We start from the raw sequence: 15797 nt of genomic DNA on the forward strand, positions 1-15797 counted from the left end.
GCTGACACAGTTACAAGCGTAGTTGCCGGGCTAACGTTTTTCCTGCACGTGCCCCGCATCGGCGCTCAGGGCCCGGCTGGCCTGGCCTGCGCGCAAGGTGTTCCAGCGCTGCAGGACGGCCGGTGGCGCCCACAGCTGCGGTTCGGAGGCGTCGAAGCCGTCCTCCGCCTCGCGCCGGGCGACCTCGGCGCTGGCCTGCTGGAAAGCCTGCTGCAGGTCGTCGGTGGCGTTCAAGGCGTTGGCGAACAGGGCCTGGCCGAAATAGGTGAAGTCCGCTTCCTCGGAACAGCCGAAGGACACCCGGTCGCCGCGCGCCGCCGTCATGATCAGAGTCCTGTCGTCCTTCAGAGGTTCGATGAAGCCGCCGCTGTAGCAGGCCGAGATCACCAGCACCTTGTAGCGGTCCTTCAGCGGCGCGAGCAGTTCGGCGAGGTCGGTGGCGGGCAGGTTGTCCAGGCGGATGCCGGGCATGTCGAGGACCAGTTGGTGGTCGTGGCTGCCGTGGCTGGTCAGGTAGATGAACACCAGGTCTTCCGGGCCGCTGCTGCGCGCCAGGGCGCGGACCGCCCGCGCCAGGCTCTCGCGGGTGGCCATGGGACGGTCGTCGGCGTGGTTGCGGTTGTTCACCAGGGTGACCACGCCGCGCGCGCCGAAGCGCTGGCCGAGCAGGCGGGCGACGTAGTCGGCCTCGCGCAGGAACACGCTCTGCTTGCCGTCGCCGCCCACGCTCAGGGCGTACAGCTCCACCTGCGGCGTGGAGGGTGGCAGCGCGGCCAGGGCGCGGTCGAGCAGGCGGCCCTGTTCCAGCAGGCCGACCTCGACCGGGTTGGGCAGGCGCCGGCCCTGTTCGTCGCGGCGCAGCAGGCCGTTGCTCCAGGTGCCGGCCTGCAGGCGCCCGTCGGCGCCGCGCAGGCTGCCCTTGCCGGCGAACTTGCCGTCGGCGAACTGGCCGCTGTAGACCTGGCCGTCGGCCTGGGTCAGCACGCCTTCGCCGGCGAAGCGCCAGTCCTTGAAGCCGCCTTCGTAGCGGCTGCCGTCGCGGCCCTCGTACTTGCCCGGGCCGTTCAGCGCGCCCTGGCTGAACTGGCCGCTCCACACGTCGCCGTCGGCGTTGACGAAACGCCCCTGGCCACTGAATTCGGTGTTCTCGAAGCCGCCCTCGTAGCGGTCGCCGTCGGTGTCGCTGAAGCTGCCCTTGCCGCGCAACTGGCCGTTCTCGAAGGTACCCGCGTATTCGTTGCCCTGGCCGTCGTCCAACTGGCCCTGGCCGTGATAGAGGCCGGCGCGGAAGCCGCCCTGGTAGTGGCTGCCGTCGGCGCCGTGCCATTCGCCCGGACCGTCGAACAGGCCCTTGGCGAAGCGGCCCTGGTACCAGGCGCCGTTGCCGTATTCCAGGCGTCCATCGCCGTGCAGGAGGCCGTCGACGAGGGCGCCTTGGTAGCGCGCACCGTCGGGCAGCACCAGGTCGGCCGTTGGCTGGGCGGGGCCCTGGTCACAGGCCGCCAGGGACAGGAGCAGGGCGAGGAGGGGAAGGTGCAGGCGCATGCGGCAGGGTCGGTCACGGCGGTTTTGCACCAGTGTGACGCAAAAAAGCCCGCGGGCGCGGGCTTTTTTGCGAGGGGCCGGGCGCTGGCGTCAGACGAAGGCCAGGCTCAGGGATTCGGCGATGTAGGCCGGCTTGGGCAGGCCCTCGATCTCCAGGGTGCAGCGCGCCTTGATCAGCCACTGCCCGGGGTTCTTCTCGTTGACGTCGAGGATGGTCACCTGCAGGCGCACCCGCGAGTCCACCGGCACCGGCTGGATGAAGCGCACGCTGTCCAGGCCGTAGTTGACCACCATCTTCGGGTTTTCCGGGAGCACCAGCAGGCCTTCGCAGAGCTTGGGAATCAGCGACAGGGAGAGGAAGCCGTGGGCGATGGTGCCGCCGAACGGGGTCTTCTTCGCCTTCTCCGGGTCCACGTGGATGAACTGGTGGTCCTCGGTGCATTCGGCGAACTGGTTGATGCGGTTCTGGTCGACGGTGAGCCAGTCGGAATGGCCCAGGTCCTTGCCAATGTAGTCCTTGAGGGTGCTGACGGGAACGAAAGGCATGTTTTCCTCCGCGAACGCGTGTTGTTGTTTTGGGCGTGCGATGCAGCATGGCACAGGTCGATGACGGCTGCGCACCTATGCTTGAAGCGAATGCCGTGCCATAGGCCGGGCGTACTTGGGCATAATGTCGGGCTTTTTCACAGGAGGTTGCCATGCTGCTTCGCGGCCTGACCTGGCTGGTGCTGTTCCAACTGCTGGGCACCGGCCTGAATGTTCTCATCCTGCCGATGATCCCCGGCCCCATCATTGGGCTGGTGCTGCTGCTGGCGTTCCTGCTGGTGCGTGGCGAGGTGGGCGAGCCGATCACCGAGGCGGCGTCCTCGCTGCTGCGCTACCTGCCGCTGCTGCTGGTGCCACCGGCGGTGGGGGTGATGGTCTACGGCCGCCAGCTGCTGGCGGACTTCTGGCCGCTGGCCGGGGCCCTGGCGCTGTCGCTGCTGGGCTCGTTCCTGTTCGCCGGCTGGCTGATGCAGAAGCTGATCGACCGCCAGCGCGGCCGCAAGGAGGCCCGCGATGCTTGACTGGCAAGGCGCCTGGCAGGCGGTCATCCACCACCCGCTGTTCTGCATCGGCATCACCCTGGCGGCCTACCAGCTGGCGCTGGCCGGCTACGAGCGCACGCGCTGGGTGTTCCTGCAGCCGGTGCTGGTGTCCATGGCGATGGTGATCCTGGTGCTGCTGGGCACCGGCATCGACTACCAGACCTACAGCGCCGGGGTCAGCGTGCTGACCGTGCTGCTCGGCCCGGCCACGGTGGCCCTGGCGGTGCCGTTGTTCCTCAACCTCAGGCGCATCCGCCAGCTGTTCTGGCCGACCCTGGCGACCCTGCTGGTGGCCGGCCTGCTGGCCACCGTGGCCGGCATCGGCCTGGGCTGGCTGTTCGGCCTGCGCGGCGAGCTGCTGATGAGCCTGGCGCCGAAGTCGGTGACCTCGCCCATCGCCATGCTGGTGGCCAACCAGATCGGCGGCGTGGCGGCGCTGGCGGCGGTGTTCGTGCTGATCACCGGGGTGCTCGGCGCCATCCTCGGCCCGGAGCTGCTGCGCCGCATCGGCGTGCGCCACCCGGCCGCCCAGGGCATGGCGCTGGGCATGACCGCCCATGCCGTGGGCACTTCCCGGGCCCTGCAGGAGGGCGAGGAATGTGGCGCCTTCGCCGCCCTGGCGATGAGCCTGATGGGCGTGGCCACCGCAGTGCTGCTACCGTTGGCGGTAGCCTTGATCGCCTGAAGCAGGAAGATTCACATCATGAAGTTGCCGCTCTTCCCCCTCAACACCGTGCTGTTCCCCGGCTGCCGCCTGGACCTGCAGATCTTCGAGGCGCGCTACCTGGACATGATCGGCCGCTGCATGAAGCAGGGCGGCGGCTTCGGCGTGGTGTCCATCGTCGAAGGCCGCGAGGTGGGCGAGGCCCCCGAGGCGTTCGGCAAGGTCGGCTGCGAGGCGCTGATCCGCGACTGGCAGCAGCTGCCCAACGGCCTGCTGGGCATCCGCGTCGAGGGTGGCCGGCGCTTCCGCGTGCTGGATACGCAGGTGCAGCCGGACCAGCTGCTGGTAGCCGACGTGGCCTGGCTGGAGGAGCTGCCCGACCAGCCGCTGACCGAGGAGCACGACGACCTGGCGGCGCTGCTCGGCGCCTTGTCGCTGCACCCGATGGTCGCCACCCTGGAGATGGGCGGCGAGGTCAGTGGCCAGCAGGAGCTGGCCTGCCAACTGGCCTACCTGCTGCCCTTCGAGCCGGAGCAGAAGCAGGTGCTGCTGGAGATGGACGACCCCACGGTGCGCCTGGCGCGCATCCAGGTGCTGCTGGAGCAGTTGCAGGGGGATCTGCTGGCCTGAGCGTTGTGGCTGCCCCGTAGGAGCGGATCTCATCCGCGAATCGCGCCGTTGGTTCCGGCTATCGCGGACAAGGTCCGCTCCTACGGGAAGAGAATGCCATGCCTCACGGCAACCTGTAGGAGCGGGCCCTGCCCGCGATTCGCGCGCAGGGCGCGCTCCTACAAGAGCGCTTCAGATCACCAGCAAGTCCATGAACCTATGCACCGGCGTGGCCTCCAGCTGCGCCGGGTCGTTGCACAGCGCGGCTATCCGCGCGCAGCGCTGCGGGGCGAAGCGGGTGGCCAGGGCGTTGCGGAACTTGGCTTCCAGCAGCGGAATGCCCTCGGCGCGCCGGCGGCGGTGGCCCACCGGGTATTCCACCTCGATCTTCGGCGTGCTGCTGCCGTCGCTGAAGAACACCTGCACGGCGTTGGCGATGCTGCGCTTGTCCGCTTCCAGGTACTCGCGGGTGTAGCGCGCATCCTCCACCACTTCCATCTTCTCGCGCAGGCGGTCGATCAGCGGGTGCGCGGCGTGGAAGGCGTCCTCGTAGTGTTCCGCTTCCAGGGTGCCGTAGATCAGCGGCACGGCGACCATGTACTGGATGCAGTGGTCGCGGTCGGCGGCGTTGGCCAGCGGGCCGGTCTTGGAGATGATGCGGATCGCCGATTCCTGGGTGGCGATGACGATGCGGGTGATCTCGCTGATGCGGTTGCGCACCAGCGGGTGCAGCTGCACCGCGGCTTCCACGGCGGTCTGCGCATGGAACTCGGCGGGGAAGCTGATCTTGAACAGCACGTTCTCCATCACGTAGCTGGCGAAGGGCTGCGGCAGGCGGAACCGGCGCTGGTCGTCGGGCTTGAGCGCCAGGTCCTTGTTGGTATGGCTGAACAGCACGTCGTAGAAGCCCCATTGCGGCGCGCTGAGCACGCCGGGGATACCCATCTCGCCGCGCAGGGCGATGTCCGCCAGGCGCAGGCCGCGGCTGCTGGCGTCGCCGGCGGCCCAGGACTTGCGCGAACCGGCGTTGGGCGCGTGGCGGTAGGTGCGCAACGCCTGGCCGTCGACGCAGGCGTGGGAGAGGGCGGAAAGCAGCTGCTCGCGGTCGGCGCCGAGCAGCCGTGCGCTCACGGCCGTGGAGGCGAGCTTGACCAGGAACACGTGGTCCAGGCCGACGCGGTTGAAGGCGTTCTCCAGGGCGAACACGCCCTGGATCTCGTGGGCCAGGACCATGGACTCCAGCACGTCGCCCATGCTCGGCGGCGGCTCGCCCCTGGCCTGGGCCAGCTGCGCCAGGTGGTCGGCGATGGCGAGGATGGCGCCGAGGTTGTCCGACGGGTGGCCCCATTCGGCGGCCAGCCAGGTGTCGTTGTAGTCCAGCCAGCGCACCAGCGCGCCTATGTCCCAGGCTGCCTTGACCGGGTCCAGGCAGAAGCGCGTGCCCGGCACCCGGGAGCCGTGGGGCACCACAGTGCCGTCCACCTGGGGCCGAGCAGCTTGGTGCATTCGGGGAAGCGTAGCGCCAGCAGGGCGCAGGCCAGGCTGTCCATCAGGCACAGCCGCGCGGTGTCACGGGCCTCGGCGGAGTCGACGCGGTAGGTCAGGACGTAGTCGGCGATCTGCTGCAGGACGACGTCGTAGTCGGGGCGGGTGTTCGGATCGGCGTTGGTGCTCATGGCGTGCTCCTTCGCGGTAATCCGGGAGAGTCTAGACGCTGGAGGCGGATACCCTTGGCAACGGAGCCATCACGGACGTAGGGCGTATAACCGTTCGCGGTTATACGCCGCTACACCGACCTCGTGCCCGGCTCCTCGGCCGAGCCCGGAGTGCCTTGAAACAGGCGCTCCGTGGCCAAACCCGGTACGTGCCTGAAACCAAGGTCAAACGGCGGATAACGTGGAACGTTATCCGCCCTACGCTCAGAAGGCGTCGCCCGGCACCCGCACCCAGCCTTCCATGAGGATGCGCGCGCTGCGGCTCATGATGGCCTTGGTCACCGTCCATTCGCCGTCCACCTGCCTGGCCTCTGCGCCCACGCGCAGGGTGCCGGAGGGGTGGCCGAAGCGTACGGCGGTGCGCTCGCCGCCACCGGCGGCCAGGTTCACCAGGGTGCCCGGCACGGCCGCGGCGGTGCCGATGGCCACGGCGGCGGTGCCCATCATGGCGTGGTGCAGCTTGCCCATGGACAGCGCGCGCACCAGCAGGTCGACGTCGCCGGCCTGCACCTGCTTGCCGCTGGAGGTGCGGTAGTCCTTGGGCGGGGAGACGAAGGCGATCTTCGGCGTGTGCTGGCGGGTGGCCGCTTCTTCCGGGGTCTTGATCAGGCCCATGCGCAGGGCGCCGGCGATGCGGATCTGCTCGAAGCGCGCCAGTTGCTCGGGATCGGAGTTGATGTCCTCGCGCAGCTCGGTGCCCTTGTAGCCGATGTCCTCGGCGTTGACGAACACCGTGGGGATGCCGGCGCTGATCATGGTCGCCTTGAAGGTGCCGACGCCGGGCACTTCCAGGTCGTCCACCAGGTTGCCGGTGGGGAACATGGAGCCGCCTTCCTCGCCGTCGTCGGACGGGTCGAGGAACTCCAGCACGATCTCGGCGGCGGGGAAGGTCACCCCGTCCAGCTCGAAGTCGCCGGTCTCCTGGACCTGGCCGTTGGTCACCGGCACGTGGGCGATGATGGTCTTGTTGATGTTGGCCTGCCAGATGCGCACCACGCAGGTGCCGTTGTCCGGGATGCGCGCCGCATCGACCAGGCCGGCGTGGAGGGCGAAGGCGCCGGCGGCGGTGGAGAGGTTGCCGCAGTTGCCGCTCCAGTCGACGAAGGCCTTGTCGATGGAGACCTGGCCGTAGAGGTAGTCGACGTCGTGGCCGGGCTGGCTGCTTTTCGACAGGATCACGCACTTGCTGGTGCTGGAGGTGGCGCCGCCCATGCCGTCGATGTGCGCCGAGTACGGGTCGGGGCTGCCGATCACGCGCATGAACAGCTTGTCGCGCGCTTCCCCCGGCACCTGGCAGCGCTCGGGCAGGTCCTGCAGGCGGAAGAACACGCCCTTGCTGGTGCCGCCGCGGATGTAGGTGGCGGGGATTTTCACTTGGGGTACGTGGGGCATGGGTTCGCTACCTGAAAGTTCGAGGGGGGCAACCCTCTCCCCCGCCCTCTCCCTGAAGGGAGAGGGAGCCGTCCGTGCCGGCTGACGCATTGGTTTCATCCTGCGCCGAACGGTCCCCTCTCCCTTCGGGGAGAGGGTCAGGGAGAGGGGCTCTTGTTACATCACGCCGCGGACGACTCGAGGAAGTCCTTGGCGAAGCGCTGCAGCACGCCGCCGGCCTTGTACACGCTGACGTCGGCGGCGGTGTCGAGGCGGCAGGTCACCGGTACCCGGACCACTTCACCGTTGCGCCGGTTGACCACCAGGGTCAGGTCGCAGCGCGGCGACAGTTCGCCCTCGATGTCATAGGTCTCGGTGCCGTCCAGGCCCAGGGTCAGGCGCGTGGTGCCCGGCTTGAACTCCACCGGCAGCACGCCCATGCCCACCAGGTTGGTGCGGTGGATGCGCTCGAAGCCCTCGGCCACGATCACTTCCACCCCGGCCAGGCGCACGCCCTTGGCCGCCCAGTCGCGGGACGAGCCCTGGCCGTAGTCGGCGCCGGCGACGATGATCAGGTTCTGCTTGCGGTTCATGTAGGTTTCGATGGCTTCCCACATGCGCATCACCTTGCCTTCCGGCTCCACGCGGGCCAGCGAACCCTTCTTCACCGCGCCATCCACGACCGCCATCTCGTTGACCAGCTGCGGGTTGGCGAAGGTGGCGCGCTGCGCGGTCAGGTGGTCGCCGCGGTGGGTGGCGTAGGAGTTGAAGTCCTCCTCCGGCAGGCCCATCTTGTGCAGGTACTCACCAGCGGCCGAGTTCATCAGGATGGCGTTGGACGGCGACAGGTGATCGGTGGTGATGTTGTCCGGCAGGATCGCCAGCGGCAGCATGCCCTTGAGCGTGCGCTCGCCGGCCAGCGCGCCTTCCCAGTACGGCGGGCGGCGGATGTAGGTGGACATCGGGCGCCAGTCGTACAGCGGGCTGTCGGCTTCCTTCACGCTGCCCAGGTCGAACATCGGGATGTACACCTGGCGGAACTGTTCCGGCTTCACGCTGCTGGCGACGATGGCATCGATCTCTTCGTCGGACGGCCACAGGTCCTTCAGGGTGATGGGGTTGCCGTTGGCGTCGGTGCCCAGCGGGTCCTGCTCGATGTCGAAGCGCACGGTGCCGGCGATGGCGTAGGCCACCACCAGCGGCGGCGAGGCGAGGAAAGCCTGCTTGGCGTAGGGGTGGATGCGCCCGTCGAAGTTGCGGTTGCCCGAGAGCACGGCGGTGGCATACAGGTCGCGGTCGATGATTTCCTGCTGGATCTTCGGCTCCAGCGCCCCGGACATGCCGTTGCAGGTGGTGCAGGCGTAGGCGACGATGCCGAAGCCGAGTTTCTCCAGCTCGGTCAGCAGGCCGGCCTCTTCCAGGTACAGCCTGGCGACTTTCGAGCCTGGGGCAAAGGAAGTCTTCACCCAGGGCTTGCGCACCAGGCCCAGCGCGTTGGCCTTCTTCGCCAGCAGGCCGGCGGCCACCACGTTGCGCGGGTTGGAGGTATTGGTGCAACTGGTGATGGCGGCGATGATCACCGCGCCGTCGGGCATCAGGCCGTGGGCCTCTTCGTCGCGGCCGGATTCCAGCTTGGCCTCGTCGGCGATGCCGCGCTCGGCCAGCGCCGAGGTCGGCAGGCGGCGGTGCGGGTTGGACGGGCCGGCCATGTTGCGCACCACGCTGCCCAGGTCGAAGCTCAGCACGCGCTCGTACTCGGCGCTCTTCAGGGCGTCGCCCCACAGGCCGAGGGTTTTCGCGTAGTTCTCCACCAGCGCTACCTGCTCGGGCTCGCGGCCGGTGAGCTTGAGGTAGTCGATGGTCTGCTGGTCGATGTAGAACATCGAGGCGGTGGCGCCGTATTCCGGGCACATGTTGGAGATGGTCGCGCGGTCGCCGACCGACAGGCTGTCGGCCCCTTCGCCGAAGAACTCGACGTAGGCACCGACCACGCGTTCCTTGCGCAGGAACTCGGTCAGTGCGAGCACGATGTCGGTGGCGGTGATGCCCGGCTGGCGCTTGCCGGTCAGCTCGACGCCGACGATGTCGGGCAGGCGCATCATCGACGGGTGGCCGAGCATCACGGTTTCCGCTTCCAGGCCGCCGACGCCGATGGCGATCACGCCCAGGGCGTCCACGTGCGGGGTGTGCGAGTCGGTGCCGACGCAGGTGTCGGGGAAGGCCACGCCGCCGCGCGCCTGGATCACCGGGCTCATCTTCTCCAGGTTGATCTGGTGCATGATGCCGTTGCCGGCGGGGATCACGTCGACGTTCTTGAACGCGGTCTTGGTCCACTCGATGAAGTGGAAGCGGTCCTCGTTGCGACGGTCCTCGATGGCGCGGTTCTTCTCGAAGGCCTCGGGGTCGAAGCCCGGGGCTTCCACGGCCAGGGAGTGGTCGACGATCAGTTGCGTCGGCACCACCGGGTTGACCTTGGACGGGTCGCCGCCCTGGTCGGCGATGGCGTCGCGCAGGCCGGCCAGGTCGACCAGCGCGGTCTGCCCGAGGATGTCGTGGCAGACCACGCGCGCCGGGTACCAGGGGAAGTCGAGGTCGCGCTTGCGGTAGATCAGTTGTTCCAGCGCGGCAGTCAGCAGTTCCGGCTCGCAGCGGCGCACCAGTTGCTCGGCCAGCACGCGCGAGGTGTACGGGAGTTTGTCCCAGGCACCAGCCTGGATCTCTTCGACGGCCGCACGGGCGTCGAAGTAGTCCAGTTGTGTGCCGGGCAGGCTTTTACGGTATTTGCTGTTCATCAGGCTATTCACCATTGTTCAGGGGCGGTCCTTGAGCGGAACGAACTTCAGGTCCTCGGGACCGGTGTAGTTGGCGCTCGGGCGGATGATCTTGCCGTCGATGCGCTGCTCGATGACGTGGGCGGACCAGCCGGCGGTACGGGCGATCACGAACAGCGGGGTGAACATGGCGGTGGGCACGCCCATCATGTGGTAGCTGACGGCGCTGAACCAGTCGAGGTTGGGGAACATCTTCTTGATTTCCCACATCACGCTTTCCAGGCGCTCGGCGATGTCGTACATCTTGCTGTTGCCCTGCTCGGCGGACAGCTCGCGGGCGACTTCCTTGATCACCTTGTTGCGCGGGTCGGACACGGTGTAGACCGGGTGGCCGAAGCCGATCACCACTTCCTTCTTCTCGACGCGGGCGCGGATGTCGGCTTCCGCCTCGTCCGGGTTGTCGTAGCGCTTCTGGATCTCGAAGGCCACCTCGTTGGCGCCGCCGTGTTTCGGGCCGCGCAGGGCGCCGATGGCGCCGGCGATGCAGGAGTACATGTCGGAGCCGGTGCCGGCGATGACGCGCGAGGTGAAGGTGGAGGCGTTGAACTCGTGCTCGGCGTACAGGTTCAGCGAGGTGTGCATGGCGCGCACCCAGGACTCGCGCGGCTTCTCGCCGTGCAGCAGGTGCAGGAAGTGGCCGCCGATGGAGTCGTCGTCGGTCTCCACGTCGATGCGCTTGCCGTTGTGGCTGTAGTGGTACCAGTACAGCAGGGCGGAGCCGAGGGAGGCCATCAGCTTGTCGGCGATGTCGCGGGCGCCGGGGTGGTTGTGGTCGTCCTTCTCGGGCGACAGGCAGCCGAGCACGGACACGGCGGTGCGCATCACGTCCATCGGGTGGGCCGACGGCGGCAGGGTTTCCAGGGCGGCCTTGACGCCCGCCGGCAGGCCGCGCAGGGCCTTCAGCTTGGCCTTGTAGCCGGCCAGTTCGGCGGCGTTGGGCAGCTTGCCGTGGACCAGCAGGTGGGCGATTTCCTCGAATTCGCAGCGGTTGGCGAAATCGAGCACGTCATAGCCACGGTAGTGCAGGTCGTTGCCGGTGCGGCCGACGGTGCACAGGGCGGTGTTGCCGGCGGCGGTGCCGCTCAGGGCCACGGATTTCTTCGGCTTGAAGCCGGTGGTGGTTTCGGCGGTAGCGCTCATCGCGTCTCTCCTCATCAAATCCGGTTGCTTGTTCTTGTTGCGCCAGTGTGGGCCGGGCGCTCGGTTCGAGTCTGGTCGGCGGATAATGCCTGTGGCGTTATGCGCCCTACGGTCTTTCAGGTTTGGGCGTAGGGCGAATAACGCGCAGCGTTATCCGCCGTTGTCGCCCGGGTTACTTCTTGCCGGCAGCGAACAGCGCGTCGAGCTTCTGCTCGAAGGCGTGGTAGCCGATGCGGTCGTACAGCTCCGCACGAGTCTGCATCAGGTCGATGACGTCTTTCTGATGGCCCTGCTGGCGGATCGCGGTGTACACCGCCTCGGCGGCCTTGTTGGCGGCACGGAAGGCCGACAGCGGGTAGAGCTGGATGGCCACGCCGACCGAGGCCAGCTCGTCGCGGGTGAACAGCGGGGTGGCGCCGAACTCGGTGATGTTGGCCAGCACCGGCACGCCCAGGGCCTCGACGAAGCGCTGGTAGGTCGGCAGGTCGTAGGCGGCCTCGGCGAAGATGCCGTCGGCACCGGCTTCCACGTAGCGCAGGCAGCGCTCGATGGCGGCGTCCACACCCTCGGCCTGGATGGCGTCGGTACGGGCGATGAGGAAGAAGTTCGGATCGGTCCTGGCGTCGGCGGCGGCCTTCACGCGGTCGGCCATCTCCTCGGTGGAGACGATTTCCTTGCCCGGACGGTGGCCGCAGCGCTTGGCGCCGACCTGGTCCTCGATGTGCGCGGCGGCGGCGCCGGCCTTTATCAGGCTCTTGACCGTGCGCTCGATGTTGAAGGCGCTGGGGCCGAAGCCGGTGTCGATGTCCACCAGCAGCGGCAGGTCGCAGACGTCGGTGATGCGGCGCACGTCGGTGAGCACGTCGTCCAGGGTGTTGATGCCCAGGTCCGGCAGGCCCAGGGAGCCGGCGGCGACGCCGCCGCCGGAGAGGTAGATGGCCTTGAAGCCGGCGCGCTTGGCGAGCAGGGCGTGGTTGGCGTTGATCGCACCGATCACCTGCAGCGGTTTCTCTTCGGCAAGGGCGGTACGGAAACGCTGGCCGGGGGAAAGCAGACTCATGACTCACCTCGTTCGTTGGCTGTCTTGGCTTGGGCGTCCAGGTAGTGACGCTCGATGTTGCGCTTGGAAGCGCCGATGTGACGGCGCATCAGCAGTTCGGCCAGTTCGCCGTCACGGTCGGCGATGGCATCGAGAATGCGGTGGTGCTCGGCGAAGGCCTGGCGCGGCCGGTTCGGCGTGGCGGAGAACTGCAGCCGGTACATGCGTACCAGCTGGTACAGCTCGCCGCAGAGCATGCGGGTGAGGGTGCGGTTGCCGCTGCCCTGGATGATCCGGTAGTGGAAGTCGTAGTCGCCTTCCTGCTGGTAGTAGCCGCGCCCGGCCTGGAAGGCCTCGTCGCGCTCGTGGGTGTCGAGCACCCGGCGCAGTTCGTCGATCTCGGCCTGGCTCATGCGTTCGGCGGCCAGGCGGCAGGCCATGCCTTCCAGGGATTCGCGGATCTCGTACAGCTCGATCAGCTCGGCATGGCTCAGCGACACCACCCGCGCGCCGACGTGGGGCACGCGCACCAGCAGCTTCTGCCCTTCCAGGCGGTGGATCGCCTCGCGCAGCGGGCCGCGGCTGATGCCGTAGGTGCGCGCCAGCTCCGGCTCGGAGATCTTGCTGCCCGGGGCGATATCGCCCTTGACGATGGCCGACTGGATCTTGCGGAACACGTGTTCCGAGAGGGTCTCGCCGTCGCCTTCGACGTCGCTGGGCAGGAGCAGGGATTCGTTCATGGTGTCGACAATCCACATCAGGTGCGGCGGAAATTAACCTCGAATATTTGTCCGGTCAAGTGGATTGTCGACAATCGTCTAATAGGCGGCCGGGTTATGCGCAAAGCGTCCAGGGAATCCTGCGGATGGCCGAAAAGCCCCGCGCGGCGCGGCCTGCACTGCGCTAGGCTGGGCGAAACCGCAAGGGGGGAAGACGATGGGCGTCTACGACCGCTACCTGCTGCCATGGCTGATCGACTGCGCCTGCGGCATGGGCCAGGTGATGAAGCAGCGCTCGCTGCTGGTGCCGCGGGCCCGCGGCCGGGTGCTGGAGATCGGTATCGGCACCGGGCTGAACCTGGGTTTCTACGATGCGGGGAAAGTGTCGACAATCGTCGGCGTCGACCCGGCGGCGCAGATGCAGGGCCTGGCGCGCAAGCGCGCGGCGGGCATCGGCATCCCGGTGGAGATGGTGGCGCTGGAACTGGGGCAGATTCGCGCCGATGCCGGCAGCTTCGACTCCGTCGTCTGCACCTTCACCCTCTGCAGCATCCCGGACGTGCTGGCGGCGCTGCGGGAGATGCGCCGGGTGCTCAAGCCGGGCGGCGAGTTCCTCTTCTGCGAGCACGGCCTGGCGCCGGACGCCGGCGTGCGCGCCTGGCAGCACCGCCTGACGCCGATCTGGAAGCCCCTGGCCGGCGGCTGCCACCTGGACCGCGACATCCCGGCGCTGATCGCGGCCGGCGGCTTCCAGGTGCGCGAGCTGAGCCGCGAGTACCTGCCGGGGCCGCGGCCGATGACCTATGTCTACAAGGGGATGGCCGACTGAGGCGGCCTCAGGCTGGCACCGGGCCCAGGGCCATCACCCGCAGGATGTGCACGCTGCGGATGAACAGGTCGGCCACCGGCCCGCGGCGGTCGGCGCGGCAGTCGTCCAGGCGCACCAGGCTGGGGGCGCAGCCGGCCAGCAGGTCGAAGTAGTCGCGCAGTTGCATGCGCCCGCGCAGGCGGTGCGGGCGCTGGGCGTTGTCCAGGGTTTCCAGTTCGACCCAGAGGGTGTCTTGATCCGGTTGCATGGTGGGCTCTCGCACGGCGCTGCTGCCGAAGGCTGCGTAGGAAGTTGCCGAAGATTCCTCTGTGACTGACGCCACGGCGCCCGGTTCCCCGGGCGCTTGTGAATCGTGGCGATATTCAGCTTCGGTTCAGCCAGGCCCGCGCCCGGGCACGTTTCGGCGCGGCGCCTAGGCGGCTGCGTCGCTGTCGTCGGTGCGGACCACCCAGCGGATGTTCACCCCGCGGATGAACAGGTCGCTCTGGCCATGCAGGTCTGTCAGGCGGACCAAGGCGGGCGTGTCGCCCAGCAGCAGGTCGTGGTAGTCGTTCAGGCTGATGCGCCCGCGCAGGATGCGCGGGGCGTGGTTGGGCAGGTGGGTTTCGAGTTCCACCGGCAGGCTGTCGTGATCGTGGGGCATGGCGGGCGCCGCTGGGTGCAATGAGCCCGCAACTGTAGGTTCGGCCCGGCGCCCGGCCTAGTGGAGATTCACCGCAGCTTCTGTAGGAAAAAGCCTGGGTTGCGTGTCGGCTCAGAGACCTTCGTCATCACGCACCAGCACGCAATGGCAGCCATCTTCCTCTTCGTGCCAGTCGTGCAGGAAGTACATCTGTACCTTGTCCGGGCTCGGCATCACGGCGACGAAATCACCGATCTCCGGAACGAAGAAGGCCTTGCTGCCGGGCTCGGCCTCGCACTCCACCAGGGCGCTGAAGAAGGCCGCCGGGTCGGCATCCTCGAAGAACGCCTCGCGCTCGGCGGCGTCCCAGTCGGCGGGCGCCTCGAAGGGGCCGAGAATGAGCACCCTGGCGTCGCCCAGGTCCAGTTCCTCGGCGTCCGGGTCGTTGTCGTCGGGGCGGTAGAAGCAGGCATCCACCGCCTTCGCGTCGGCCAGCACGGCCTGGCGCGCGGCCAGGCGCCGCTGCGGATCGACGCCGGCGTCGGCGCAGAGCTGGTTCCAGAAGGCTTCGGATTTGGCGGACATGGGGTGGCTCCGGCGGGGCGGCGATGGGGAAGGCGGCTAGTGTCCCGGAGCTTGCGTGGGAGTGCAATGCGGCAGGCTGGAATTAACCAAGTTGCTAAATGGTCAGGGTTTGTCTAGCCTTGCTCGATGGAGAAATCGACGCCTCATTGCCGTCTCGACCGAGTCAAGTCGCTGCTTGCCCAGGGCAGGGTTCGCGCGACCTATTCCGCGCTCTCCGGCGGCGCGGTGCTGGGGTTGGACTTCGCCGACATGCTGGCGGTCATCGAGGCCCTGGCGCCCCGTGATTTCCACAAGAGCATGACGACTCACGCCGATCATCGTGTCTGGCAGGACGTCTACCGACCTTCGACCGCCGTGGGTCGGATCTATCTGAAGTTGACCGTCATAGACGATGTGCTTGTCGTGTCCTTCAAGGAGCTATGAGCATGAAATGTCCCCTCTGCGGTGGAGCCGAGTTGCTCCACGAGACCCGCGACCTTCCCTATGCCTACAAGGGGGAGAGCACCCTGATAACGGCTGTGCGCGGTGAGTTCTGCCCGGCCTGTGGCGAGGCGGTGCTGGACGCCGACGAGTCGGCGCGGGTGAGTGCCCAGATGCTGGCGTTCAACAAGCGGGTGAACGCTTCGATGGTCGATCCGGGATTCATCGCCGCGGTACGCAAGAAGCTGGCACTGGACCAGCGCGAGGCCGCGGAGATCTTCGGTGGCGGCGTGAACGCGTTCTCCCGCTACGAGAATGGCAAGACGCGCCCGCCGTTGGCGCTGGTCAAGCTGCTCAAGGTGCTCGACCGCCATCCCGAATTGCTGGAAGAGGTGCGCTCGGGGTAAGGGGCCTCTCCTACACCTTCCGGCAAATATGACACCCCGTAGGATGGGTTGTGCCGATGGGCGGTTCGGTGCGATGGGGCGGGCAATCGCGGACAGAGTCCGCTCCTACGTTGCAGGCGAGCATGGCTTCTCGTAGGAGCGAGCTTGCTCGCGAACAAAGACGGTGCCATGCGGTTCGCGAGCAAGCTCGCTCCTACAAAGAGCATCTCGGCG

The 15797-nt window shown here is 67.9% G+C and carries 16 protein-coding genes and 1 pseudogene; 6 read left to right on the forward strand and 11 right to left on the reverse strand.

Going from position 1 to position 15797, the window contains the following annotated elements; genetic code table 11:
- Positions 1-30: 30 nt before the first annotated feature.
- Positions 31-1545, reverse strand: coding sequence for a C13 family peptidase (locus tag PKO50_RS02265; protein WP_275628691.1), 1515 nt, complete (start codon positions 1543-1545; stop codon positions 31-33).
- Positions 1546-1635: 90 nt separating this feature from the next.
- Positions 1636-2091: a MaoC family dehydratase gene (locus PKO50_RS02270; protein ID WP_109933211.1), complete on the reverse strand. Its 456-nt coding sequence runs from the start codon at positions 2089-2091 to the stop codon at positions 1636-1638.
- 152 nt (positions 2092-2243) lie between these two features.
- Here PKO50_RS02270 and PKO50_RS02275 point away from each other — a divergent pair, with 152 nt between their 5' ends.
- From PKO50_RS02275 to PKO50_RS02285, 3 genes are read left to right on the forward strand one after another with little or no spacing between them, the layout of a single operon-like run.
- Positions 2244-2612 carry a CidA/LrgA family protein gene (locus PKO50_RS02275; RefSeq protein WP_089389678.1) on the forward strand — a complete coding sequence of 123 codons (369 nt, stop codon included), beginning with the start codon at positions 2244-2246 and terminating at the stop codon, positions 2610-2612.
- On the forward strand, positions 2605-3318 hold the full coding sequence (locus PKO50_RS02280; RefSeq protein WP_109933209.1) for an LrgB family protein: 714 nt from the start codon (positions 2605-2607) through the stop codon (positions 3316-3318). The genes PKO50_RS02275 and PKO50_RS02280 overlap by 8 nt, the downstream gene beginning before the upstream one ends.
- Before the next feature lie 18 nt (positions 3319-3336).
- Positions 3337-3927 carry an LON peptidase substrate-binding domain-containing protein gene (locus PKO50_RS02285; RefSeq protein ID WP_089389676.1) on the forward strand — a complete coding sequence of 197 codons (591 nt, stop codon included), beginning with the start codon at positions 3337-3339 and terminating at the stop codon, positions 3925-3927.
- 171 nt (positions 3928-4098) lie between these two features.
- Here PKO50_RS02285 and prpD read toward each other — a convergent pair.
- The 6 genes and pseudogenes from prpD to PKO50_RS02315 all read right to left on the reverse strand — a co-directional run bounded on the left by prpD (position 4099) and on the right by PKO50_RS02315 (position 12742).
- Positions 4099-5582: pseudogene (gene prpD, locus PKO50_RS02290) on the reverse strand (2-methylcitrate dehydratase).
- A gap of 243 nt (positions 5583-5825) precedes the next feature.
- On the reverse strand, positions 5826-7013 hold the full coding sequence (prpF, locus tag PKO50_RS02295) for a 2-methylaconitate cis-trans isomerase PrpF (protein WP_275628692.1): 1188 nt from the start codon (positions 7011-7013) through the stop codon (positions 5826-5828).
- Positions 7014-7174: 161 nt separating this feature from the next.
- On the reverse strand, positions 7175-9784 hold the full coding sequence (gene acnD / locus PKO50_RS02300) for a Fe/S-dependent 2-methylisocitrate dehydratase AcnD (RefSeq protein ID WP_275628693.1): 2610 nt from the start codon (positions 9782-9784) through the stop codon (positions 7175-7177).
- Between the two features lie 18 nt (positions 9785-9802).
- On the reverse strand, positions 9803-10963 hold the full coding sequence (gene prpC / locus PKO50_RS02305) for a 2-methylcitrate synthase (RefSeq protein WP_109933206.1): 1161 nt from the start codon (positions 10961-10963) through the stop codon (positions 9803-9805).
- A gap of 172 nt (positions 10964-11135) precedes the next feature.
- Entirely contained in the window at positions 11136-12023 is an 888-nt protein-coding gene (prpB, locus tag PKO50_RS02310; RefSeq protein WP_109933205.1) for a methylisocitrate lyase, read from the reverse strand.
- Positions 12020-12742 (reverse strand): GntR family transcriptional regulator, encoded by a 723-nt coding sequence (locus PKO50_RS02315; protein ID WP_089389670.1) that lies wholly within the window; start codon positions 12740-12742, stop codon positions 12020-12022. The genes prpB and PKO50_RS02315 overlap by 4 nt, the downstream gene beginning before the upstream one ends.
- A 196-nt stretch (positions 12743-12938) precedes the next feature.
- Here PKO50_RS02315 and PKO50_RS02320 point away from each other — a divergent pair, with 196 nt between their 5' ends.
- Positions 12939-13550, forward strand: a complete 612-nt coding sequence (locus tag PKO50_RS02320; protein WP_275628694.1) for a class I SAM-dependent methyltransferase — start codon at positions 12939-12941, stop codon at positions 13548-13550.
- Positions 13551-13557: 7 nt separating this feature from the next.
- On the opposite strand, the gene PKO50_RS02325 is transcribed toward PKO50_RS02320, so the two are convergent.
- The 3 genes from PKO50_RS02325 to PKO50_RS02335 all read right to left on the reverse strand — a co-directional run bounded on the left by PKO50_RS02325 (position 13558) and on the right by PKO50_RS02335 (position 14757).
- Positions 13558-13797 (reverse strand): hypothetical protein, encoded by a 240-nt coding sequence (locus PKO50_RS02325; protein WP_009615991.1) that lies wholly within the window; start codon positions 13795-13797, stop codon positions 13558-13560.
- Between the two features lie 165 nt (positions 13798-13962).
- Positions 13963-14193 carry a hypothetical protein gene (locus tag PKO50_RS02330; RefSeq protein ID WP_009615992.1) on the reverse strand — a complete coding sequence of 77 codons (231 nt, stop codon included), beginning with the start codon at positions 14191-14193 and terminating at the stop codon, positions 13963-13965.
- Between the two features lie 111 nt (positions 14194-14304).
- Positions 14305-14757 (reverse strand): hypothetical protein, encoded by a 453-nt coding sequence (locus PKO50_RS02335; protein WP_275628695.1) that lies wholly within the window; start codon positions 14755-14757, stop codon positions 14305-14307.
- A gap of 126 nt (positions 14758-14883) precedes the next feature.
- Here PKO50_RS02335 and PKO50_RS02340 point away from each other — a divergent pair, with 126 nt between their 5' ends.
- Together PKO50_RS02340 and PKO50_RS02345 are read left to right on the forward strand one after the other, a co-directional pair.
- Positions 14884-15180, forward strand: a complete 297-nt coding sequence (locus tag PKO50_RS02340) for a type II toxin-antitoxin system MqsR family toxin (RefSeq protein ID WP_275628696.1) — start codon at positions 14884-14886, stop codon at positions 15178-15180.
- A 2-nt stretch (positions 15181-15182) separates the two neighbouring features.
- On the forward strand, positions 15183-15584 hold the full coding sequence (locus tag PKO50_RS02345; RefSeq protein ID WP_089389665.1) for a type II toxin-antitoxin system MqsA family antitoxin: 402 nt from the start codon (positions 15183-15185) through the stop codon (positions 15582-15584).
- Positions 15585-15797 lie beyond the last annotated feature (213 nt).

Source organism: Pseudomonas sp. 273 (assembly GCF_029201425.1).
Classification (GTDB): Bacteria; Pseudomonadota; Gammaproteobacteria; order Pseudomonadales; family Pseudomonadaceae; genus Pseudomonas; species Pseudomonas delhiensis.

Bases quoted from the DNA above. Each gene is read 5' to 3' on its own strand.
- PKO50_RS02320 (WP_275628694.1), top strand. From the start codon at position 12,939: ATGGGCGTCTACGACCGCTACCTGCTGCCATGGCTGATCGACTGCGCC.
- PKO50_RS02280 (WP_109933209.1), top strand. From the start codon at position 2,605: ATGCTTGACTGGCAAGGCGCCTGGCAGGCGGTCATCCACCACCCGCTG.
- PKO50_RS02345 (WP_089389665.1), top strand. From the start codon at position 15,183: ATGAAATGTCCCCTCTGCGGTGGAGCCGAGTTGCTCCACGAGACCCGC.
- PKO50_RS02335 (WP_275628695.1), bottom strand. From the start codon at position 14,757: ATGTCCGCCAAATCCGAAGCCTTCTGGAACCAGCTCTGCGCCGACGCC.
- PKO50_RS02330 (WP_009615992.1), bottom strand. From the start codon at position 14,193: ATGCCCCACGATCACGACAGCCTGCCGGTGGAACTCGAAACCCACCTG.
- PKO50_RS02265 (WP_275628691.1), bottom strand. From the start codon at position 1,545: ATGCGCCTGCACCTTCCCCTCCTCGCCCTGCTCCTGTCCCTGGCGGCC.
- PKO50_RS02315 (WP_089389670.1), bottom strand. From the start codon at position 12,742: ATGAACGAATCCCTGCTCCTGCCCAGCGACGTCGAAGGCGACGGCGAG.
- PKO50_RS02325 (WP_009615991.1), bottom strand. From the start codon at position 13,797: ATGCAACCGGATCAAGACACCCTCTGGGTCGAACTGGAAACCCTGGAC.
- PKO50_RS02275 (WP_089389678.1), top strand. From the start codon at position 2,244: ATGCTGCTTCGCGGCCTGACCTGGCTGGTGCTGTTCCAACTGCTGGGC.
- prpF (WP_275628692.1), bottom strand. From the start codon at position 7,013: ATGCCCCACGTACCCCAAGTGAAAATCCCCGCCACCTACATCCGCGGC.
- prpB (WP_109933205.1), bottom strand. From the start codon at position 12,023: ATGAGTCTGCTTTCCCCCGGCCAGCGTTTCCGTACCGCCCTTGCCGAA.
- PKO50_RS02270 (WP_109933211.1), bottom strand. From the start codon at position 2,091: ATGCCTTTCGTTCCCGTCAGCACCCTCAAGGACTACATTGGCAAGGAC.
- PKO50_RS02285 (WP_089389676.1), top strand. From the start codon at position 3,337: ATGAAGTTGCCGCTCTTCCCCCTCAACACCGTGCTGTTCCCCGGCTGC.
- PKO50_RS02340 (WP_275628696.1), top strand. From the start codon at position 14,884: ATGGAGAAATCGACGCCTCATTGCCGTCTCGACCGAGTCAAGTCGCTG.
- acnD (WP_275628693.1), bottom strand. From the start codon at position 9,784: ATGAACAGCAAATACCGTAAAAGCCTGCCCGGCACACAACTGGACTAC.
- prpC (WP_109933206.1), bottom strand. From the start codon at position 10,963: ATGAGCGCTACCGCCGAAACCACCACCGGCTTCAAGCCGAAGAAATCC.